Genomic DNA, 21,523 nt, shown 5'->3' on the forward strand with positions numbered 1-21,523 from the left:
CCTTCGGCAACAAAACCAACATGGCCCACAAGACCCGTATCAAGAATGGCGTGAATGGTCGCCTCGTCATAATGCGCGCGCCTGCCCTGACGGGCCTTTGCGTAATCGGGAACCATCTTCCTCTCCTGCTTTCCAGAAAAACCAGCTTGACGTCAGATGATCTATCAACCGAACTGGACCACTTCGATATCCGGTTTCTTGGTATTTTTTCATGCCAGTTTTTCTGCCTGCCTTCTGGTCGCCTGATCCCGCAAGCAACGAGACGCTGCCCGTGCAGCTTTTTCACGCGCTTGGTGCCGCGATACGAACTGGTCGTGTTTCTGATGAGGCCGTTCTTCCGTCTACCCGTCAGGCGGCTGCGATACTCGGTTTATCGCGCAGCTCGATCAGCAGTGCTTACGACCTTCTGCGCGCTGAAGGGCTTGTCGAGATGCGGCCTGGTAGCCGTCCAGTAGTCCGTCTGCCTGCTGCACCTCCCGTCAACCGGCAAGGCCCTGTCGCGCCAGATCTGTCTGAACGAGGCAGACAGATGTCTCTCGATGCACGCGCCCCGAGCTACGCAACCAATGCTGGAAGACTGGCGCCAGGCCTGCCAGACGAAACTGAATTCCCTGCTGATCTCTGGGCACAGATGCTACGTCGTCAGGCACGCCACAGGTATGGAGACGAAGCCGGATATGAAGGCTATTGTGGAGCTCGCATTTTACGGGAGACGCTTTGCACAAGGCTTGCCCGTGATCGTGGCCTTGACATAAGTCCCGATCAGATACTCATCACATGTGGCACACAGGCGTCGCTGGATCTGATTACCCGGATCATGACGGATCCGGGTGACAGCATTGCGATCGAGGATCCTGGCTATCTTGGTGCAAGAGCTGTTTTTCTGGCCAATGGGGTGCAAATCCGGTCAGTGCCTGTTGATGAGGAAGGCATGCAGGCCGGGGCCGTGCCAACGGATGCCCGTCTCATCTATATCACGCCGTCAAACCAGTATCCGCTTGGCGGACGAATGGGGCTGGAACGACGCCTCGCTCTGCTCGATCAGGCACGCCGGCAGGGTGCGCTTATCCTTGAAGATGATTATGACAGCGAGTTTCTCTGGCACGGGCGCGAAATTGCTGCGCTTACCGCTCATTCCTCCGGGGCAGAGTGCGTGTATCTTGGCTCGGTATCAAAGACACTTCTGCCGGGCCTGAGGCTTGGCTGGATGGTCGTGCCTGAACCCCTCATCACTCCCATGAGAACAGCCCATCGCAGTACAGGGTGTGCCGCCAATCTGCATGCACAGATGGCGCTGGCCAAATTCATGCAATCCGGTCATTATCGCAAGCATCTTCGACATATTTCCCGGCTCTATCAGAAACGGGGAAACGCATTATTCGATGCGCTTTCCACCTGCCCGGATCTCGTTGTCATGCGCCCTCGAGGCGGTGTTCAGCTCAGCGTCCGTTTCAGAAAACCGGGCCATGAAACACGATGCCAGAATGTATTGGCCAACGCAGGCTATCGTGTGGTCCGTCTTTCTGCACTTTGTCTGACAGCCCGGCATGAAGGACTTGTCATCGGTTTTGCATCCCTCCGCCCCGAGGATCCTGCACGCATTACTACCCTCCTTTCTGACGCGATCGCCCTGGACTGAGTTGAGGCACGACAGCTCCTGTCAGGGTTTCTGCCACTGTCCGATCTGACAGAGATAGTGCCACTCCGCCTCACGCACCGGCGCAACAGAAAGGCGCGACTGACGCAGAAGGGCCATTTCTGACAGTGCCGGATCAGCCTTGATCATGGCGAGGGAAACCGGCACAGCGAACGCACCCCTCGCTGCCACATCGACACAAACCCACTTCCCCCCTTCGGCGGTCGGATCGGGATAGGCTTCGCGCACGACTTCAACGACCCCCACGATCTCCTTGTCTGAGACCGAATGATAGAAAAAGGCGAGATCGCCGCACCGCATTGCCGAAAGATTGTTACGCGCCTGATAATTCCTGACACCCGTCCAGGGTTCGATCCCGTTCCCGACCTGCTGCTGCCAGGAAAAGGTCTCAGGCTCGGATTTGATCAACCAGTACTGCATCGACACCCTTTCATTATAAATCCAACCTGTCACACCTGCCGCGACAAACCATCGGCTCTCACTCTCTTCCGGGATTTTTATCGTGCCGAGACGGGTTTCGATCAAAAAGAACTTCATAGGCCGGGGCCTTTACGGGCTATATCACGGCCACAGACCCCAGAAGAGAGGCCAAGAGTGACGAAAGCGACGCAACAGACCCTCGCAGGGCGTCCCGTGCCGGGGCGATTCCTGCATCGCTTTGCCAATCCCGGTCAGTTCCTGCGCCTTTCCCATTGGCTTCTTCCGCTGCTTTGTCTTCTGTCTTTCTGTTTTCTGGCCGTCGGCCTTCTCTGGGGATTGCTTTTCTCGCCTGCAGACTGGCAACAGGGTGACAGCGTGAGAATTATGTATCTGCATGTTCCCATGGCGATCCTGGCTTCGACAGGCTATGCCGCACTGGCCATATGCGGCGTCCTGTCCCTCGTCTGGAAGCATCCGCTCGCCGATCTGGCCGCTGTCGAGATCGGCCCTGTAGGCGCTGTCGTCACTGCGCTCTGTCTGATCACTGGTGCCTTATGGGGCAAACCCATGTGGGGCGCCTGGTGGGTATGGGATGCAAGATTGACTTCCGTGCTGGTACTGTTCTTTCTTTATCTCGGGCATATCGCGCTTATTCAGGCCTTTGACGATCCGCAACGCGGTTATCGGGCGGCAGCGGTTCTGGCGATTGCGGGTATCATCGACTTGCCGATCATCAAGTTCAGTGTCAGCTGGTGGAACACACTGCATCAGCCGGACAGCATCACGCTGACCCATGCCCCCACCATGCCAGCCTCAATGCTGATACCGCTCTCCCTCTGCATGATCGGTTTCGCAGCCGGGTTTGCTGCCCTGGTCACGGGCCGACTCAAAGCCGCTGTTCTGGAGTCGCGTGCCCAGCAACTGATGACCCGACGCTCCTGGGGGATGGGAGACACTGCATGATCCATCTCTCCTTTACCCACTGGCCTTATATTGCGGCTTCCTATGGCTGCACGATAATGGCTGTTTCTGCTCTGGCCCTTCAACTCACTCTTCGTCTGCGTCGTGCGCGTGTCCGTCTGGCCCTGCTGGAAAAAAATGACCACGGAATGAGGCCGACTTCGTGACAGATACGCCCGCCTTTCACACCACCGGAAAACGCCCCCCAAGAAGAATGACCCGCAAGAGCCGCCGCCTGTGGCTTGTTCTGGCCTGTCTTGGCAGTTTCTCCATTGCTACAGGCCTTGTACTGAACGCCTTTTCATCCAGTATCGTGTTTTTCATGGCACCTTCTCAGGTTCTGGCAAGCCCGCCAGCTGCTGATCGCGTAATCCGTCTTGGTGGCATGGTGGTTGCAGGTTCCGTCAGAAGAAGCATCGAAGGACAGACGCCAGTCAACCGGTTCGAGATTACAGACGGACAAGCCGCCATCGATGTACGCTATGAAGCATTCTGCCTGATCTGTTCCGTGAAGGACAAAGCGTGGTGGCGCTGGGGACCTATCGCAAGGGAACAGCCTTCATCGCTTCGGAAGTGCTCGCCAAACACGATGAGACCTACATGCCCAAAGAGGTCGCCGAGGCTTTGCAACGAAGCGGCAAATGGGACCCACGCTTCGGCAAACCACCCTCTGCTGAAAGCCTTGGCAGCATGACGCGCCGTGATACGCACAGCCAGGCCGTCCCCTGATGCGTTTTCTGGGTCCCGAACAGGGACATTATGCCCTCGCTCTCGCCTGCGTACTTGCCCTGACGCAATGCGTCCTTCCTCTATGGGGAGCCTGGCGCAGAAGGCGCTTTCTGCTTGATCTGGCACCAAGGCTGGCTTGCGCCCAGTTTCTTGCGCTTGCCTGCTCCTTTGCCTGTCTGATTGCCTGCGCCGTACAGGATGATTTCTCGGTACAGAACGTCGCAGCGAACTCGGCGCTCAGCAAACCCCTGCTCTATAAAATCACCGGGGTCTGGGGTAATCACGAAGGGTCAATACTCCTCTGGGCGTTCATCCTATCGCTCTGCGGCGGGACTGTCGCCGTGCTGGGCCGGGACCTTCCCCTAATTCTGAAAGCGCGTGTTCTGGCAATACTGGGTGGGGTTTCAACCGGGTTTCAGCTTTTCTGTCTTCTGACTTCGAACCCGTTTGCCCGCATCTGGCCCGCTCCTGCAGATGGGCAGGGCATGAATCCGCTACTTCAGGACCGGGCCTCGCATTCCATCCGCCTGTTCTCTACACCGGCTATGTCGGGTTCGCTGTTCCTTTCGCCTTTGCCGTGGCCGCCCTGATCGAGGGGCGCGTCGATGCGGCATGGGGTCGTTGGGTACGCCCCTGGACCGTTGCCGCATGGTGCTTTCTGACCTGCGGCATCGCCATGGGTTCCTGGTGGTCCTATTATGTGCTGGGCTGGGGCGGATACTGGTTCTGGGATCCGGTCGAGAACGCCTCTCTTATTCCCTGGCTGACAGGAACGGCACTGGTGCATTCGGCCATTGTCGTCGAGAAACGCGATGCGCTGCGTATCTGGACCGTGCTTCTGGCCATAGCCACCTTCTCGTTTTCGCTCTCGGGCACTTTCCTCGTACGTTCAGGAATTCTGAACTCGGTCCACGCCTTTGCCAATGATCCAGCGCGAGGGGTTTTTATTCTCGGGCTTCTGGGTCTCGTTATCGGTGGGTCTCTTCTGCTTTTTGCATGGCGCGCGCCCGGTCTGACAACCGGGGGAATCTTTGCCCCGGTCTCGCGTGAAGGCGGGCTCGTCCTGAACAACATCCTTCTTTGCGCGATTTGTGCTGTAGTCGTCACTGGCACCATGTATCCGCCTTTCATGCAGATCCTGACCGGACGCACACTCTCGGTCGGCAAGCCATTCTTTGATGCCACCACCATACCACTGGCTCTTCCCCTCATGGGCACCATGGCATTCGGCACAATGCTACCCTGGAAGCGCGGCAATCTTCGCCCTGTGATGCATCGCTTGCGTCTCGCCGGGAGCATGGCCCTTCTGGCCCTGATGGGAGGCTTCTTCCTGCTGGAAGGAATTCTGCCCGTTCTCTGCGCTGCGGCGGCGATCTGGGTGATCGTCGCAAGCCTGACCGATCTGGCCGGCAGACTTGGCATGAAAGGAGGATGGCGGATCACGCGTCAGCGTATACGCGGCCTGCCCCGTTCGATCTGGGGCAGTGCTATCGCTCATATTGGCATGGCTGTGACCGTGCTCGGCATTACGGGCATGTCCCAGGCACATCATACGATTGTCGAAATCGGTATCGGCCAGACTATCCGTCAGGGCACGCTCGATTGGACTGCTTGCTGTCAGGGAGCAGAACGGGCCGAATTACAGGGCGCTCGTGGCAGATCTGTCAGTATCACGCCAGGGTCATGCTATTGCAGAGCTCCACCCGTCGCGACGCGATTTCGCCAGCCAGCATCAGATCACGACCGATGTGGCCATTCGCACGAATCTGTTGCGCGATCTGTATGCTGCCCTTGGTGAAAGCCATGGTCGGGGCTCCGATGCCCGATATGTGCTCCGGTTGCACAACAACCCGCTCGCACCCTGGATCTGGCTTGGCGGCATCATCATGGCACTGGGAGGTGCGCTCTCCTTAAGCGACAGGCGCCATCGCTTCGGCGCCCCCAGAAAAACGCAGAATTCTCTCGTCCCAGCTGCACAAGAAGGCCATTGATGACGATCCCGACAAGACGGCGTCTGCTCATGACACTTCCTGTCGCCGGGGCTGGTCTGGCAGGTTTCGGATGCTGGAAAATGCTCTCTTCGATGCAGGACGGCTCGTTTGATCCTCGTGCCATCCACCGTGAGATAACCGGTACGAAGGTGCCTAAATTTTCCCTGCCCGGCCTAGACGGACAGAAAGACGGCTTCGACGCTGAAACGCTCAGAAAAAGCGCAAAGCCGGTTCTGGTCAATTTCTTTGCCTCATGGTGCATTCCCTGCGTCACCGAGATGGCCGCCTTACGCAGTATTGCGCCCCAGATCCCGCTCTGGGGCATAGCCTACAAGGACAAGCCTGATGATGTCCGCCATTTCATCACACGCGATGGCTCTCCTTATGCACGGGTGGCTCTTGATGAAGATGGCATGACGGCAATCAACTGGGGCGTGAGCGGTGTGCCGGAAAGCTTTCTGATCCTGCCCGGTGGCAGAATTGCCTGGCATGGAGCTTCAGCACTTGATGAAACACTGTTCCGGCGAGAGATTCTGCCCCTTGCGACGGCAACACCATGAACAGGGCGCTCCAGCTTGGCCTAGCGTTTTTCTGCTTTGGCATCACGACTCCCGTCGCCCTGGCCCTCGACGATCCTTCCGAGATGCTCCCCAATCAGGCTCAGGAAAAACGGGCAGAACTTCTAGGAGCCAGGCTGCGGTGCCTGGTTTGCCAGAATGAATCCATCGAAGACAGCTCCGCCTCTCTGGCCCGTGATCTGCGCCATGTAGTACGCCAGCATGTAGCCGCCGGTGAGAGTGACCGACAGATCATGGACTGGATGACACAACGTTATGGCGAGTTCATCCGTCTGCAGCCGCGCTTTTCCTTCGCCACCATGATACTCTGGACCACGCCGCTTCTCGCCCTTGTTACAGGTATCTTCCTGGCGGGCAGAATGCTGCGTCGCACTGGCGAAGCCATACCGCTCAGTGAGGCCGAACAGAGACGCCTCGCCGAACTGCTCGGGAACAGGGAGAAAAGAGAATGACCCTGACCGGCTTTGTTTGTATGACGCTGGTCGTTCTTCTGCCGCTGATCCTGCTTCTATGGCGCAGGCACAAACCGGAAGATCTCCCGGTTACTGCCCGTGTCTCCGCACTCAGCCTTTATCGCCATCAGTTGCAGGAGCTTGACCGTGATCGGAAGAACGGGCTTCTGGGCGATGATGAGAGAGCACGGGCCGAGCTCGAGATCCAGCGCCGTATTCTCCTGGCTGACCGTCTCGTGGAGACAAAGACAACAATAGAATCAGGCCAGAAGCGACGCCTCATCCTGCTGCTTGTCATGCTTCCCTGCTTCGGCTTTACGCTTTATCTCATCAATGGTCATCCCTCCCTGCCTGCTCAACCGCATAAGGTCCGTCAGGTCGTGGTGCCCGCCGACATGCTCGCGCTTTTTGAGAAGCTTGCAAAACAGGTTGCCGCCATGACACCGGATGACCCCGATTTCGTGCGTCAATCCGTTCTGCTCGGTCAGGTGGATGAGGCAATGGGCCATCCGGATGCCGCGCTGCATGCCTATCGTCAGGCTCTTGCTGTAGCGTTCATTCCTGAACTCGCTGTGCAGATTGCCGAGCTGCAGACCCGGCAGGAGGGTCACATTTCTGCTGACAGTCTTGCCCTTTATTGCAGGGCGCTTGACGCAGCTCCTCCCGATGCGCCCTGGCGCCTGGCCGTCGAAGCCCGGATTGCAACCGGTGAACACGATCTGGCCCGATAGAGCCTTTCTCAGCCTCGTGCAGTAGACCTTCCTTGTCAGAAGAACACTTTCTTGCAACGGGATCGGCATGAAACGGCCATTTTGCTGTTGCACCAACCTCACCGATAACGGCAAGAGCAGTGTCATGGTGCGTCTCTCCCCCCCTCCCCGGCAGCGTTCTGTCCTGACCGGGAATTATCTTCCCGTGCCGCGCCCCCCTGCGCAGGAAACGATCGTGCTATGCCCGGTTTGCCACGGCAAAATGCAGCGCACTGATGAGGAGTGCCCCAGCTGCCACGCAGAGCGCCATTTCGGCCCAACCAGACGTGAAACCCTGATCAGCGCGCTGACAGGCGTCGTGGGAGCGCCTGCCTTGTCACTGCTGATCATAAGCCCGTCATTCTGGACCGCGATCGTAGCCGCTGCCGGACTGGCAGGTGGCTTCTTCGTGGCCCATAGCCGTCATGCGGGCGACCGCTGGCTGCGCAATCCGCGCTAGAGCGAAGACTTCGTAACAAGATGCAGCTTTCAGCAAGTCTGGCGAAACGCTAAGGGCAATGGTCATGTCTGTTCCGGCTCCACGCCCCCAACGTCGTTCCCCCCTGCTCCTGCGCGAGCGCTATATCCTCCGTCAGCTCTTTCTCGGGTTGCTGGGGATTACAAGCGGCGCCATCGCGCTGATCTGGCTGATGCAGTCACTGCGCTTCGTCTCGCTTGTGGTAGATCGGGGCCTGTCTCTCAGGGTGTTTATCCAGCTTACCTCTCTGATGATTCCCTCTTTTCTTGCGGTAATTCTGCCCATTACGACCTTTCTGGTCGTACTGTTCGGCTATCAGCGCATGTCGGGGGACCGGGAACTGACCGTCATGCAGGCGGCCGGACTTTCACCCTTCCAGCTCGCACGCCCTGCCATAGCCTGCGCTCTTGTCACCACGATCCTGGGTTTTATCCTCAATCTCTGGCTCGTACCCGTTTCCTATCATGCCTTCAGGCGCTACGAATTCGAGATCCGGAACCGCATGGCGGCCTTTTTGCTTCAGGACGGTGTATTCGCCCAGCTTTCGAAGGATATGACCGTCTATGTGCGGAAACGCGACAGCAGCGGAGAGATGCATGGCGTCTTTGTCGAAGATGACCGGCTACCCAATGCACGTGCCACGATCATAGCAGAACGCGGCAACATGGTTGTGATCGACAACCAGCCGCGGGTGGTACTGTTCAATGGATCGCGACAGGAAATAGACCATCATACAGGCCGCCTCAACGTTCTGACCTTTGAGCGGAACTCGATCGATCTTTCAAGCAGCAAGCAGGCTGACAGAGAGGTACGTGATGCTTCCGAAATGTCCCTGCGCGAATTGTTTCATCCTGATCCGCGCTATGTCTCCCAACGCGACTGGGGCAAGTTTGCCGTCGAGGGCTGGCGACGCCTGACTGCCCCACTGACAACCCTCTCCTTCACAATGATCGCCCTGGTGGCCATACTGAGCGGTGTATTTTCGCGTCACGGCAACATCAAACGCCCCCTTGCCGCCATTCTGTCTGTTGTCGGATTGATGGCCATGTCGCTGATGTTGCAGAATCTGGCCGGACGTAATCTCAGCCTTGTTCCCCTGTTGTGGATTGTCGCCGTTGTGCCCGCAATCGGATGCAGCTTATGGCTATTCCTGCCAAGAAACCTGGCTGCAGCGCGAAAGAAAAACCATGGCGCGTAGTCCCATAACCCTGTTCAAGGGGAGCTCGGCCGGTGTCTCGGTTACGCTCTCTCTCTATATATCACGCATCTTCACGCTTTTCGCTCTGGCGATGATCGCGGCACTCACCGGGTTGGTATCGCTTTTCGATTTCATCGATCTGCTGCGGCGCGTTGCGACAAAACCCGACGTCCCCACCAGCCTCGTGACAGAAATTGCCGGGCTGCATGTACCGTATTTCATGATCATGATCATGCCTTTCGGTATCCTGCTTGGCGGTATCGTCTGCTTCTGGCGTCTGACCCGCTCTTCCGAGCTGATCGTCGCCCGCGCCGCCGGAATTTCGGCGTGGCAGTTTCTGGCAGCACCGCTGGCTTGTGCCATCCTGCTTGGCACTTTCGGCACCATGCTCTGTCGCCTCTTTCCTCTTCGATGTTCCGCAAGGCCGAGCTGCTTGACGAGGCCTACCTCAAAACAGGTGGAGGGCCCTTATCGCTCAATGGTGGCGCCCTGTGGCTACGCCAGCTCGATGATGATCAGGGCGCACATGGTGTTGCCATTCTGCATGCGCGTCATGTTTTCAAGCACGATCGAAGATTGCTCATCAACGATATCAGCATTTTCCGTCTCGATGCACATGACCAGCTTATGGTCCGCATTGAATCTCCACGAGGGGAACTGGTGGAAGGAGCGTGGAAGCTCGAGGATGCCGCGACGGTACGCCCCAATCATCTACATACATATCGGGGATTATCTTCTGCCCACCAATCTCTCCCTTACCCGTGTCGAACAGAGTTTCGCGTCGCCCGACACACTCTCGGTATGGACACTGCCCGGCTTTATCCGGTTGCTCGAACGCTCGGGTTTTTCGTCCATTCGGCATCGACTGCACTTCCAGACTCTGTTAGCTCTTCCGATCCTGTGCGGTACAATGGCACTGGTTTCGGCTGGTTTCTCCATGCGCCCCTCACGGCGTGGGGGTGTGGCGCGCATGCTGGGCTCAGGAATCGCGGCGGGGTTTGCGCTTTTCACCATATCCAAGGTGGCAGCGCAGTTTGGTGAATCCGGTGCCCTGCCGCCTGTCATGGCGGCATGGGCTCCGACTGGCGCAGGTCTATGCTTGGCAGTGGCTTTGCTGCTGCATCTGGAGGATGGTTGATGTCGAAACGGCGCGTTGCGCATCACAGACGCAGGTCCTGGCTGGCTGCGTCTATGCTGGCTGGCACTGCAACTTTCGGGGCAATACCGGAAGCCGATGCCACAATGCAGCGCCAGACAGGCCCTAAGGTTGCAGTTGGCAAACCCTCCTCGCAATCTGATGCTGTGACCTATCTTGCCGACCAGGAGAGCTACAGCCGCACCGGGGTTGCCACATGGACAGGCAATGTTCAGGTCTGGCAGGGCGAACACGCCCTGCGTGCCGACAAGATCGTCTATGATCGCAATACCGGGGTCATGACGGCAACCGGCCATGTCGCCATGGTCGAACCCGACGGCAGCACCAGCTACGCAAGCTATGTCGAGCTGAGCAACGGGATGCATGATGGCATTTCGCGTGCGATCTTTCTGCGTATGGAAGATAATGCCAAGCTTGCAGCCAACGGCATGCGCCGGACGAATGGCAAGATCAACGATATGGCCAAGGCCGTTTATACGGCTTGCGAAATCTGCGCCAAGGATCCGTCACGGGCGCCATTCTGGCAATTACGCGCCTATAATGCGACCCAGGATACCGAACACAAGCGCATCGAGTTCAGCCACGCCTATCTCGACATGTTTGGCATTCCGATCGTCTATCTGCCTATCTTCTCGATGACTGATCCCAGCGTCAAACGTCAGAGTGGCTTTCTCATGCCGGGTATCAACCCGCATGACCGCTATCTTGGTACCTATTTTACCATTCCCTATTTCTGGGCGATCGATAACCAGCAGGATCTGACCGTTCAGGGCCTCGTCTCGACCCGAACAGGCCCTCAGATCAGCGGACAGTACCGAAACCAGCTCAATTTCGGCAAGGTGAACCTGACCGGAGGCATTGCCTACAGCACCCGCAAGGAAGGCAGCTACGTCAATACCTTCGGCAATACTGTTGACGGTACAAATGATAATGGCGTGCAGGGTTACGTACGCGGCAACGCCATTTTCGATATCGATGATCACTGGCGCGCAGGAGCAAATGTCAATCTGGCCTCTTCCGCCAACTACATGCGCGATTACCGCATCACGGGTTACGGCAACGAAACCCTCAGCTCTACAGCCTATCTCGAGGGTTTCGGTGTCGGATCCTATACCCGTCTCGATGGCCAGTTCTACCAGGGCCTGAACCAAGGCGTCATTCGCAACTCGAATCTGCCTTTCGTTCTGCCTCGTCTCAATTATGCCTTTCAGGCCGAGACCGATCCTCTGGGCGGCACCTTCTCCCTGAACACAAACGACTTCAACGTCTATCGTCCGGAAGGCACCCGTGATCAGCGTGGCCAGATCCAGATGAACTGGAACCGGCCGTTCCATAATGTGCTTGGCCAGATATGGCTTCTGACAGCACGTCTTGATGCGACCGTTTACCAGGCCAGCCATCTGACCGAGCAGCCGCTCTATTACACATCCACCGGCACCCATACGACCGGCTGGGTTCTGCCTACTGTCGCACTGAAAATGAACTGGCCGTTTCTGCGTAGCTTCGCTCACGGACATGGTTCCCAGATTCTGGAACCGATTGTTCAGGCGATTGCCGCCCCGAACATGGGCAACAGTGCCGCACGCATGATCCCCAATGAAGACAGTCTGCAATACGAGTTCACCGACAGCACGCTGTTTTCACTCAACCGTTATACCGGCACCGATCGTCTTGACGGCGGATTACGCGGCAATATCGGCGTGCACGGCAACTGGACGTGGCGCGGTCATGTAGTGGATTTTCTTGTAGGTGAGAGCATCCAGCAGCACATAACGCATAACCGCATCGCCTATTCAGGCCTTGATCATCATCTTTCCTCGCCAGTTGCCCGTGTGCGCGTAAGCCCCAACCAGTATCTCGATCTGACGGCACGTGGCCGCTATGATCCCTGGCGCAAAAGCTTCGATTATGGTGAAGGCCTTGTCAGTGTCGGTGTGCCAGTATTTCATGTGAATGCCGGCTATATCTACGAGCCGGTAACGCCGTATTATTTCTATGCGACGAATTACCGGCTGAATGGCCCGACACAGGTCTATTACACTAAAACCAATGAGGTAACGGCGGGCGTTTCGACGTCATTCAGGCAATATCATGCTTCGATTTACGGACGTCGCTCGCTCTCTCGCAAGGAATTTGTCAGTCTCGGTGGCGATATCGGCTATTCAAATGACTGCTTCGGCTTGGACATCCTTGCGATCAAGCAATATACGTCGATCGGTGGTCAGCAGCGCAATACGACCGTGCTGTTCAATCTCACCTTCAAGACGATCGGTACCTTCGGAATCAATGGCTGACGGACGCGCAATGAGCTTTTCTGCCCCCATCCTTCGGGCTGCCCCGCACTCCGGCACCTCGCGCCTGGTGCGTGCGTCGCTTCTCGGCTTTACGGCTCTGATCGCCTTTCCGGTGTTCGGCGCACAGGCCGCCACAACGCATCATGGACATACGCAACGCGCGCGTCCGGGTCATGGCAGCGTTACCGAACCGGCAACCCCTCCCGAAGATGCCATTCTCGGCACGATCAATGGACAGGTACTGACCGAACGCGACGTCGATAACCGTGGCAAGCTTTTCGCGCTTTCGACCGGACTGAACATCAGCCCTGATCTCATGCAGCGTCTGCGCCCGCAGATCATTCGCCAGCTGACCGACGAACGCATCAAGACGCAGGAAATTCTCAAGCGTCATATCAATGTCGAGCCGCAGCAGATTGCTCAGGCCATCAACAACATTGAAGCGCGCAATGGCATGCCCAAAAATGCCCTGCGTGACCGCCTGGCGCAGGACGGGGTATCCCTCACCACACTGATCGACCAGATCCGCGTCCAGATCGGCTGGATGCAGGTACTACGCGAGGAAATTTCGGGGCGTGGCCGCATCACGGCGCGCGAGATCGCCCAGCGCGAGGAAGCGCTACGTGCAGAAGAAGGCCGTCCCCAGTACAATGTGAGCGAAATTTTCATACCTGTGGCCGATCCCCGCCATTCGGAGACGGAACTCGAATTCACAAAGACGATCATTACCCAGCTGCGTAATGGTGCGCCTTTCCCGATCGTGGCAGCACAATTCTCCCAGGCCCAGACGGCACTTGACGGCGGGACAATGGGATGGGTCCAGGAAGACAGTCTCGATCCACCTGTGGTGGAGATTGTCCGCCAGATGCCGATTGGCGCCATTTCAAATCCGGTCAAGGTCGCCGGTGGTTACGTGATTGTCACGGTCAATGGCAAACGCACCATCGGTCATCAGAACGTCACGATGATCACAGTTCGTCAGGCTTTCTTCCCGTTCTCCTCCCCCCTGAACCCCCAGGCCCCCACAGACCAGCAGAAACTGACGCTGCAAAAAGCCACTTCTGCCGCCCAATCCGTTCATAGCTGCGAAGCGATGGAAGCCCTCAACCACTCACTGGGTGAGAAACATCCATCTGATCCGGGCGGCCAGCTTGTTCTCGAGCGTCTCAATCCGCAGATGCGCCAGGTTCTGTCTGAACTGCCCATCGGTCAGTCAAGTCGTCCGCTTGTTTCAACAGATGGCATTGCCCTGCTGACAGTCTGCAGCAGAGGTCAGAAGAACATTGCCCAGCAAAGCCCCAGCGAAATAGCTGACAGCCTGATGAACGAGCGTGTCGAACAGGCCTCGCGTCAGCTTGAACGCGATCTTGAGCGCCGCTCCGTGATCGAGATGCGCAAGGACGACAAGGCAGCTGTGGCAAAGCCAAAGGAAGAAACTCCCAGCGATCTGACGCCCATTGATGACGAGAAGCCAGCCAAGAAGCCGCATGGCAAGCTGGCATCGGGCCAGGAATGACACTTCCAAGCCTGCGGGACGCCATCCGTATTCACGGCCTTGATGCAAAAAAATCCTTCGGACAGCACTTTCTTCTCGATCCGGGCATTGTCGCCCGGATTGCCGCACTTGCCGGAGACATGAATGGCCGTCATGTCGTTGAGATCGGCCCTGGTCCCGGTGGCCTGACCCGCGCCCTGCTTGATACCAAGGCAGAGGCTATTCATGCGGTAGAAATCGATCAGCGTGCCTGGCCTCTGCTTGATGAACTCGTTGCGCATGCCGCGGGCAGGCTTGTTCTGGTTAAGGCGGATGCAACAGCTCTCGATACGGCGACCCTTTGTCCGGCACCACGCAAGATTGTGGCAAACCTGCCCTATAATGTCGGCACACCACTCCTTGTCGGCTGGCTGCGCCAGGCGGCATTGTGGGAACGTATGACGCTCATGTTCCAGCTTGAGGTTGCCGAGCGTATCTGCGCAGCACCTGACACATCATCTTACGGGCGCCTCGGGGTTCTGGCCCAGTGGTGTGCGACCTGTAATGTCGTCATGAAAGTCCCTGCCGGAGCTTTTTCGCCGCCTCCCAAGGTAGAGTCAGCCGTGGTCGATCTCGTGCCGAAGCCCGAGCAGCCATCACCTGCCCTTTTCAAGGCCATGGAACATGTCACACATCTGGCATTCGGCCAGAGGCGCAAAATGCTGCGCGCCTCTCTCAAGCCGATTGGTGGTGAGACATTACTTGAAAAGGCCGGAATCCTCCCGACCCGTCGTGCAGAGACCCTGTCGATAGAAGAATTTGCGTCATTGGCAAAACTGGTCTGCCCGGAAATCTGAAAGCGAGAGGCACTTGCACTACAGACCATAAGCGCCCATACCTGTCGCAGACGGGTGCACTTGCCCAAAATCTTGAACGCATGTGGCGTTTCGAGTCGTTTCGCAAGAGCATGTCTGCACGCATAATTCTTCTGCGTGCCCGTCGTACTATCAAGGAGCCTTGTTATGGCAACAGGCACCGTCAAGTGGTTCAATTCAACCAAGGGCTTTGGCTTCATCAAGCCGGATGCCGGTGGTGACGATGTATTCGTACACATCTCTGCTGTTGAAAAAGCCAATCTCTCCACTCTCGCCGACAATCAGGCTCTTTCATACGAGACCGAAGTTGGACGTAACGGCAAGACATCAGCTGTTTCACTCAAGCTGAGCTAAATGCCTTACAGAAGATGAGGCAGGTTGCGGCGGATTATTCGGGACTTAAGGTCCTGAAAGACAGCCCTGCCACATCTCCGAGCCAGGAGACGGGTTTTCCCCTCTCCTGTTATCGCTGAAAATCACAGCGACATGACTGCCCTGCTATTCAGGGTATTTTCTTTATATCCCCTCCTTACATAAACAGTCGTATTCCCGCTTGCTGTTGCATGTGAAGGATATTCTTCTGATTGCCTAGGTTCCTGCCTGACCACGAGTGCCTGACAGGAATGACATTGATGCTTTCAGAAGGCGACCGAAGTCGCAACCGCGAAACTGCGCCCCTGCCCCCAGCTATTGCGAAAGGCCGAACCGGTTGGCGCAATAATATAGCCCTGATTGAGCAGATTGACCGCGTTAAGCTGCAGATTCATCTGCCGCGAAAACAGCTTGGGTACTGTCCATGATGCAAAAGCGTCAACCGTACCATATCCCGGCACCTGAAAACTGTTGTCGAGCGTGGCTGCCCGTGTACCCACAAGGTGGACACCGCCTCCGGCACGCATGGCGACCCGGTACCAGGGCAGTACACCATTCCACGTCAGGAACAGGCTGCCAGCATTCCTTGGCACGCCGATGAGCTGATGCCCTTCTGTTTGCGGTGTATCACGCAGGGTCCGCGCATCAGTCCAGGCATAAGAAAGTATCGTGCTCCAGTGCCGCGTTAAAGTACCTGTCAGACTGGCTTCCAGCCCTTTCGATCCGGCCAGTCCGGTCAGACGCTGGATCAGGTCTCCGTTGGAATTAAGCCCGGCTGTCTGAAGCACGTTTTTCTTCCGTATATGAAACAGCGCGATATCAGCCGTCAGCCCATGGCTTTCATAACGGGCACCCACTTCAAATTCACGACCGGTGGTAGGCTTGTACCCCCCTTCGAGAACCGTCCCTGCAGACAAGAGATTGGCCCCGAATGATTGCGAGTAATCACCATAAAACGATATCCTCTTCAGAGGCTGCCAGACCAGCGCGGCAAAGGGCAATGCCTTGGTGTAGGATGCATCTGTCGTCTGCACGAAAGGGATACCGCTGCCATAGCGAAGGGCAAACCACTGATAACGCACGCCGCCACTCGCAATAAGGCTTTGGGTCAGGTGGATATTATCTTTCAGATAACCTGATACGCTATTGATGTTCTGCTGCAGGTTACTGTTCGCCGCATTGATACGCCCCGTCGGAAGGAGCCTACCATAAACCGGTTTCAGGGGGTTGAAACCTCCCTGACTGGCAGACTGGATGAAAGCGCCCTGATCCTGGTTACGGTTCTCGTAATCGGCCCCGGCAGTGATCTCATGCTTCATGTACCAGAGCTCATGGGTACCGATATAGTCGAGCGCCACGCTGCCATTGGCCTTATCGTGCCACTGTTTGCGCGATACCGTCGGATGAGAATACCCGTGCGCGGGTTATAGCTCGACGGGTCGGCCTGACGATCATGATAGTCATCCCGGTTATAGCCGCCCGACAGACGCAGGCGATCATGCTCACCGATGCGATAGCCGAGATGGGAGGCGATCAGATGACGCGCGCCATATGAGGCCGTCCATGGTTCGTCCAGCCGCTTCTGCGGGCCTGAGATAGGGTTATTACCGACGAACACCGCACCACGGTCGAGCACATTGTCGTAATCGACATATTCATACGACAGGGCTCCATCCCAGCGATCATGTCGCCAGTTCAGGGTAGGCGCGACAAGGATCTGCTTGTTTGCACCAAAATTTCGCCAGTAATTTTCGTTCCGCAGACTCCCGATCAGACGAAAGGCAAGATCGCGGCCAAGAGGACCTGTGAAGTCAACATGACCATTACCACCACCCAGCGAACTCCATTGCGTACCGAACCCTGCGCCCCAACGATGGAAGTCCGGGGCCTTGGTGACAACATTGATCACACCTCCTGGCTCCTGCATGCCATAAAACAGGGAAGCAGGACCTTTCAGCACCTCCACCCGTTCGGCTGTGTCGCCCTGATAATTGCGCCCGATCGGCATTCTGACGCCGTCACGCAGGATCGACCCGTCATCAATTGCACCAAAACCACGTTTGATCAGGGCATCCTGCGTTCCACCGAAATTATTACCTATGGCCATACCAGGCACATATTTGGCCATATCTTCCATGGTCTGGGGTGAAAAATCAGTCAGTGTCTGATGCGTGACGACATTTGTGGTCTGGGTTTGTTGCAGAAAAGGTGTCGAGCGCTTGTCACCAATGCCACTGTCCGGAGCCGCGTAAGAGCCCCGCTCACCATTGACGGTGATCACCTCGTGCCGGTGCGCCACACCTGCAGAAGACTTCCTGCGGTTGCTATTGGCTCTGGAATCCGTGGTTCTGGCACCACTCTCACCAGCAGGATCCGCTTTTTGGGTACCTGTACCTGCTGTATCAGGGTTGCCCTGCGCCGCTTGGGCTTTTGACGGAACCACCGGGCCAAGTACAGTCATGCAGGAGGCAACCAGAACGGAACGTGCAAGCCATAACGCTGACACGTTTTTGTTATTGCGAATTGGTCTCATTCGCTAAAACTGACACAGACAGTGACATCGCGAAACAGTGAATCACGATTCCGGGAGCTCTTGGTGTTACTTATCGTTACTGGAAATCAATTCTGGTTAAACTTTTCTTCCCATTCTCTGTGCAGGCCACAGGAATTTAACGATCAGAGCCGCTCTCACGATAAAGATATTCACGTGTAAGAGGTACAGTATCAATGTCAGGCGTAAGCTGCAGCTGGAAATTCATATGCCCCTGCAACCTGAAGGAGAGTTCTGCCCCGGTGAGATAGAATTCGAACATGCGGCAGAAGCGCTCATCGTAAAGCGCTATGATCCTGTCGCGATTGGCAGCAAAACGCTCTCTCCAGATCCTGATTGTCTTGGCGTAATGCAGCTCAGGATTTCGCAATCAGTCATCCAGAGTCCTGCCCGCTCTATCGAAGGCAAGACCTCACTAAGCGCAGGCGAATACCCGCCCGGGAAGATATATTTGTCCAACCACGGATTGGTTGAACCCGGACAGTCCATGCGCCCGATCGAATGAACAAGGGCAATCCCGTCGGGTCTGAGCGCCTGACGCACCGTTCTGAAATAGATATCGTACTGACCAATCCCGACATGCTCGAACATGCCAACAGAGACAATGCGATCAAACTGTCGGTTCAGGGTCCGGTAATCCCTGAGCAGAAACTGTACCTGTCCCTCCAGCCCCTCGTCGCGCGCGCGCTGCTGCGCCACCTGCAACTGCTCACGTGACAGGGTAATACCTGTTACCTTCGCACCGAACTCCTTGGCCAGGGTGAGCGCCATACCTCCCCATCCACAACCGATATCAAGGACTTCAAGCCCGGGCCGATCAAGACGCAACTTCGCTGCGATATGGCGTTTTTTGGCTAGCTGGGCTTCTTCAAGGCTCATGTCATCAGAAGTGAAATAAGCGCAGGAATACTGACGGTCTTTATCGAGAAACAGATCATAGAGCGCGCCATTAAGGTCATAATGATGAGCGACATTGTGTCGCGAACGACGCTGATTGTTCCACTGCCTGAAAAAGCGTGTAATGAACCGGGCTTTTTCCTCCAGCCGGTTCAGAAAATGATGGCTGCCCTGAATATTCAGCATCAGCACGCCGAGAACATCTTCAAGACTACAGTCAACGGCGACGATCTCGCCGTCCATCCAGCCTTCTCCAAACGCGAGGCCAGAATTGAGCAGAAGCGCCTTGAGTGCTTTCTCTGTTTTGACATGGATTGTAGCGAAAGGACCGGGCTGCTTGCCCTGATAGTGTCGCTTCGTCCCGTCAGGCAGGATGACATCCAATACGCCCGCCTTGATGAACCGCTTCAACACCTGATCAAGCAGAAATACCATTACAGACCCCGATCTTTTCCAGACAATCCAAGTATTTGAACGTCTAAAATCATCGGCCGTCAACAGAGTCAGAAAAAACAAAACCCGACTGCCACAGGCAGCCGGGTTTCATAATTAGCCGGAAATGGCGCTGTCGATCAGACGGCTGCGCCTTCGACTTCACCTTCAGCGTCGGACTCATCGCCCTCGACTTCGGTTTCGAGAACATACTCGTCCTCTTCAGCCACGATGGCTTCGCCACGTGCCTGACGTTCGGCTTCTTCTTCCGAACGGGCAACGTTCACCGTCACCGGAATTGACACTTCCGGGTGAAGGGCAACGCGTGCCTCAACCAGACCAAGCAGCTTGATGGGCTCGGCGAGAACAACCTGGTTACGACCAACGGTGAGACCGGCTGCCGTCACGGCAAGCGCGATATCACGCGTGGTTACGGAACCGTAGAGGCTGCCGCTGTCACCAGCCTGACGGATGATGATAACGCTCAGGCCATGCATACGCTCGGCAAGACGCTCGGCCTCTTCACGGCGCTTGAGGTTCTGGGCCTCAAGCTGAGCGCGTTCGGTTTCGAAACGCTGACGGTTCTGGGCATTGGCGCGGAGCGCCTTGCCCTGCGGCAGCAGGAAGTTGCGCGCATAACCGGGCTTGACGCGGACGATATCGCCCATCTGGCCCAGATGCTCAACGCGCTGCAACAGGATGACTTCAGTCTGTGACATGCCTGGCTCCTCAGTTCATCACATAGGGGAGCAGGGCAAGGAAGCGGGCGCGCTTGATCGCCTGCGCCAGCTCACGCTGCTTCTTGGCCGAAACCGCCGTGATGCGGCTCGGGACAATCTTGCCGCGCTCGGAAAGGAAGCGGCTCAGCAGACGCACGTCCTTGTAGTCGATCTTCGGCGCATTGGGGCCGGAGAACGGGCAGGACTTGCGGCGGCGATAGAACGGACGACGGGCACCTACAGCAATGCGACGGGCGGCCGGGTTGATTTCGTTTGTGTTCTCGTCAGACATCGCGATTACTCCGCATCCATCTCGGCACCCTCACGGGCGCGGTATTCTTCACGATCGTCACCACGACGGCCGCCACGTCCGCTGTCAAAGCGACCAGCAGGCTTGGAGTTGCCACCACGGAAGTTGCCACGATCGCCGCGATCATCGCCCTTGCGGGACAGGATCGGAGACGGGTCCTGGGTGATCTCCTCGACGCGCAGCGTAAGAACACGCAGAACGTCTTCGTTCAGGCTCAGCTGACGCTCCAGCTCGCGGATCTGGTCCGGACGGGCATTCAGACCGAGAAGGACATAATGGCCCTTGCGGTTCTTCTTGATGCGATAGGCGAGCGAACGCAGGCCCCAGAATTCGCGCTTCTCAATGGAACCGCCATCCTGGGTAAGGAGGGTTTCGATCTGCTCGACCAGGGCTTCGACCTGCGCCTGCGAGATATCATTACGTGCGATAAGCACGCTTTCGTACAACGGCATATGAGCTCCCTTCGGATTGCTTCAACCCAACCGCCGACCGCAACCGGCCGGATCAGCGCCTCTTCCACAAGGCTCGGGTATAGCCGGGACGATGCCTTCGTCCGGCAGGGAAAGGCGGGATAAAGCACATTCATCAGGGCCGGAGCAAGACAAAACCGAAGAAACAGAGGGAATAAGTCCGGAAAACCCTACCGTCTTGCCTTCACAAGATGTTCCGGCAAAACCAGCCCCAGATCATCGGGGATATGCCAGTGTTCCTGCTCGACCATAATCGGCACAAATCCGGCGGCCCGGTAAGTGGGCAGAGCATTGGGATGATCGGCCGTACAGGTATTGACACGCAGAACACGGGTCTCGTCCTGCCATGCTTGCTGAATAGCGGCCTTGAGCAGACGCTTGCCCAGTCCTTTCCCTTGTGCAGCGGGAAGCAGACCAAGATAGGAAAGATAGGGCGTCTCAGGCTTTTCAAGGTCAATTTCAAAAAAACCCGCAACACCGTCAGGACCATGCAGCCGACAGATATGGGTGTGCGGTGACGCTATGATCCGGTGCAACATGGCATGCGACATCATGTAGCGCATCCACCAGCAATGCGGTGCACCGACAGCCCTGTAAAGGGCCAGATATTCCTCAACACCGGGATGCCAGCGTGCGATATGGTAGCCGTCGGGCCAGAGGATCCGGCTTGGCAATGGTGGCCTGAGACGCTCAAGGAACGTCACGTCAACCGTTACTTCGGTTGCCGGACGGTCCGGAGCGACCTCAAGCCAGCTATCCAC

General features: G+C 56.8%; 20 protein-coding genes and 3 pseudogenes. 15 read left to right on the forward strand and 8 right to left on the reverse strand.

The annotated features are described in order from the left end of the window. The first annotated feature begins 211 nt into the window (after positions 1–211). Positions 212–1,639: a MocR-like pyridoxine biosynthesis transcription factor PdxR gene (pdxR, locus tag JCM25354_RS00010; RefSeq protein WP_025884488.1), complete on the forward strand. Its 1,428-nt coding sequence runs from the start codon at positions 212–214 to the stop codon at positions 1,637–1,639. A 21-nt stretch (positions 1,640–1,660) separates the two neighbouring features. Here the strand turns inward: pdxR and JCM25354_RS00015 are convergent, their stop codons facing one another. Beyond that, on the reverse strand, positions 1,661–2,077 hold the full coding sequence (locus JCM25354_RS00015; protein ID WP_025884489.1) for an EVE domain-containing protein: 417 nt from the start codon (positions 2,075–2,077) through the stop codon (positions 1,661–1,663). 174 nt (positions 2,078–2,251) lie between these two features. Here JCM25354_RS00015 and JCM25354_RS00020 point away from each other — a divergent pair, with 174 nt between their 5' ends. The 14 genes and pseudogenes from JCM25354_RS00020 to JCM25354_RS00085 all read left to right on the forward strand — a co-directional run bounded on the left by JCM25354_RS00020 (position 2,252) and on the right by JCM25354_RS00085 (position 15,365). Further along, positions 2,252–3,040 carry a heme ABC transporter permease gene (locus JCM25354_RS00020; RefSeq protein ID WP_025884490.1) on the forward strand — a complete coding sequence of 263 codons (789 nt, stop codon included), beginning with the start codon at positions 2,252–2,254 and terminating at the stop codon, positions 3,038–3,040. Then, positions 3,037–3,204, forward strand: coding sequence for a heme exporter protein CcmD (gene ccmD, locus JCM25354_RS20870; RefSeq protein ID WP_148301318.1), 168 nt, complete (start codon positions 3,037–3,039; stop codon positions 3,202–3,204). Before JCM25354_RS00020 ends, ccmD begins: the two co-directional genes overlap by 4 nt. A gap of 47 nt (positions 3,205–3,251) precedes the next feature. Beyond that, positions 3,252–3,766, forward strand: a pseudogene (gene ccmE, locus JCM25354_RS15410) (cytochrome c maturation protein CcmE). Positions 3,767–4,223: 457 nt separating this feature from the next. Continuing rightward, positions 4,224–5,757, forward strand: a pseudogene (locus JCM25354_RS15415) (heme lyase CcmF/NrfE family subunit). Continuing rightward, positions 5,757–6,317 carry a redoxin domain-containing protein gene (locus JCM25354_RS00040; RefSeq protein WP_035446525.1) on the forward strand — a complete coding sequence of 187 codons (561 nt, stop codon included), beginning with the start codon at positions 5,757–5,759 and terminating at the stop codon, positions 6,315–6,317. Before JCM25354_RS15415 ends, JCM25354_RS00040 begins: the two are co-directional and overlap by 1 nt. Further along, positions 6,314–6,787, forward strand: a complete 474-nt coding sequence (locus JCM25354_RS00045) for a cytochrome c-type biogenesis protein (protein WP_025884492.1) — start codon at positions 6,314–6,316, stop codon at positions 6,785–6,787. Before JCM25354_RS00040 ends, JCM25354_RS00045 begins: the two co-directional genes overlap by 4 nt. After that, positions 6,784–7,518 (forward strand): c-type cytochrome biogenesis protein CcmI, encoded by a 735-nt coding sequence (gene ccmI / locus JCM25354_RS00050; protein WP_025884493.1) that lies wholly within the window; start codon positions 6,784–6,786, stop codon positions 7,516–7,518. Before JCM25354_RS00045 ends, ccmI begins: the two co-directional genes overlap by 4 nt. A gap of 67 nt (positions 7,519–7,585) precedes the next feature. Then, positions 7,586–7,996 (forward strand): hypothetical protein, encoded by a 411-nt coding sequence (locus JCM25354_RS21835; protein ID WP_243443802.1) that lies wholly within the window; start codon positions 7,586–7,588, stop codon positions 7,994–7,996. 64 nt (positions 7,997–8,060) lie between these two features. Continuing rightward, on the forward strand, positions 8,061–9,212 hold the full coding sequence (gene lptF, locus JCM25354_RS00060) for an LPS export ABC transporter permease LptF (protein ID WP_025884495.1): 1,152 nt from the start codon (positions 8,061–8,063) through the stop codon (positions 9,210–9,212). After that, positions 9,202–10,350, forward strand: a complete 1,149-nt coding sequence (locus JCM25354_RS15420; RefSeq protein WP_243443803.1) for an LptF/LptG family permease — start codon at positions 9,202–9,204, stop codon at positions 10,348–10,350. Before lptF ends, JCM25354_RS15420 begins: the two co-directional genes overlap by 11 nt. Continuing rightward, positions 10,350–12,662, forward strand: coding sequence for an LPS-assembly protein LptD (locus tag JCM25354_RS00070; protein WP_025884496.1), 2,313 nt, complete (start codon positions 10,350–10,352; stop codon positions 12,660–12,662). The genes JCM25354_RS15420 and JCM25354_RS00070 overlap by 1 nt, the downstream gene beginning before the upstream one ends. 10 nt (positions 12,663–12,672) lie before the next feature. Beyond that, positions 12,673–14,178 (forward strand): peptidylprolyl isomerase, encoded by a 1,506-nt coding sequence (locus JCM25354_RS15425; RefSeq protein WP_084294588.1) that lies wholly within the window; start codon positions 12,673–12,675, stop codon positions 14,176–14,178. Continuing rightward, positions 14,175–14,993: a 16S rRNA (adenine(1518)-N(6)/adenine(1519)-N(6))-dimethyltransferase RsmA gene (gene rsmA / locus JCM25354_RS00080; RefSeq protein WP_025884498.1), complete on the forward strand. Its 819-nt coding sequence runs from the start codon at positions 14,175–14,177 to the stop codon at positions 14,991–14,993. The genes JCM25354_RS15425 and rsmA overlap by 4 nt, the downstream gene beginning before the upstream one ends. Before the next feature lie 165 nt (positions 14,994–15,158). Then, on the forward strand, positions 15,159–15,365 hold the full coding sequence (locus tag JCM25354_RS00085; protein WP_025884499.1) for a cold-shock protein: 207 nt from the start codon (positions 15,159–15,161) through the stop codon (positions 15,363–15,365). 284 nt (positions 15,366–15,649) lie between these two features. On the opposite strand, the gene JCM25354_RS19560 is transcribed toward JCM25354_RS00085, so the two are convergent. The 7 genes and pseudogenes from JCM25354_RS19560 to JCM25354_RS00115 all read right to left on the reverse strand — a co-directional run bounded on the left by JCM25354_RS19560 (position 15,650) and on the right by JCM25354_RS00115 (position 21,523). Beyond that, positions 15,650–16,741 (reverse strand): TonB-dependent receptor, encoded by a 1,092-nt coding sequence (locus JCM25354_RS19560; RefSeq protein WP_084294572.1) that lies wholly within the window; start codon positions 16,739–16,741, stop codon positions 15,650–15,652. Next, positions 16,699–17,889, reverse strand: a complete 1,191-nt coding sequence (locus tag JCM25354_RS22855) for a TonB-dependent siderophore receptor (protein WP_051537103.1) — start codon at positions 17,887–17,889, stop codon at positions 16,699–16,701. Before JCM25354_RS22855 ends, JCM25354_RS19560 begins: the two co-directional genes overlap by 43 nt. A gap of 163 nt (positions 17,890–18,052) precedes the next feature. Continuing rightward, positions 18,053–19,266: pseudogene (locus JCM25354_RS15435) on the reverse strand (class I SAM-dependent methyltransferase). 137 nt (positions 19,267–19,403) lie between these two features. Then, positions 19,404–19,982, reverse strand: coding sequence for a 50S ribosomal protein L9 (rplI, locus tag JCM25354_RS00100; RefSeq protein WP_025884500.1), 579 nt, complete (start codon positions 19,980–19,982; stop codon positions 19,404–19,406). 10 nt (positions 19,983–19,992) lie between these two features. After that, on the reverse strand, positions 19,993–20,274 hold the full coding sequence (gene rpsR, locus JCM25354_RS00105) for a 30S ribosomal protein S18 (RefSeq protein WP_023977644.1): 282 nt from the start codon (positions 20,272–20,274) through the stop codon (positions 19,993–19,995). Between the two features lie 5 nt (positions 20,275–20,279). Then, positions 20,280–20,744, reverse strand: a complete 465-nt coding sequence (gene rpsF / locus JCM25354_RS00110) for a 30S ribosomal protein S6 (protein ID WP_025884501.1) — start codon at positions 20,742–20,744, stop codon at positions 20,280–20,282. A gap of 188 nt (positions 20,745–20,932) precedes the next feature. Continuing rightward, a complete protein-coding gene (locus tag JCM25354_RS00115) occupies positions 20,933–21,523 on the reverse strand; it encodes a GNAT family N-acetyltransferase (RefSeq protein WP_025884502.1) in 591 nt (196 codons plus the stop codon).

The sequence above is a fragment of the Asaia prunellae JCM 25354 genome, from assembly GCF_000613885.1.
GTDB classification, from domain to species: domain Bacteria; phylum Pseudomonadota; class Alphaproteobacteria; order Acetobacterales; family Acetobacteraceae; genus Asaia; species Asaia prunellae.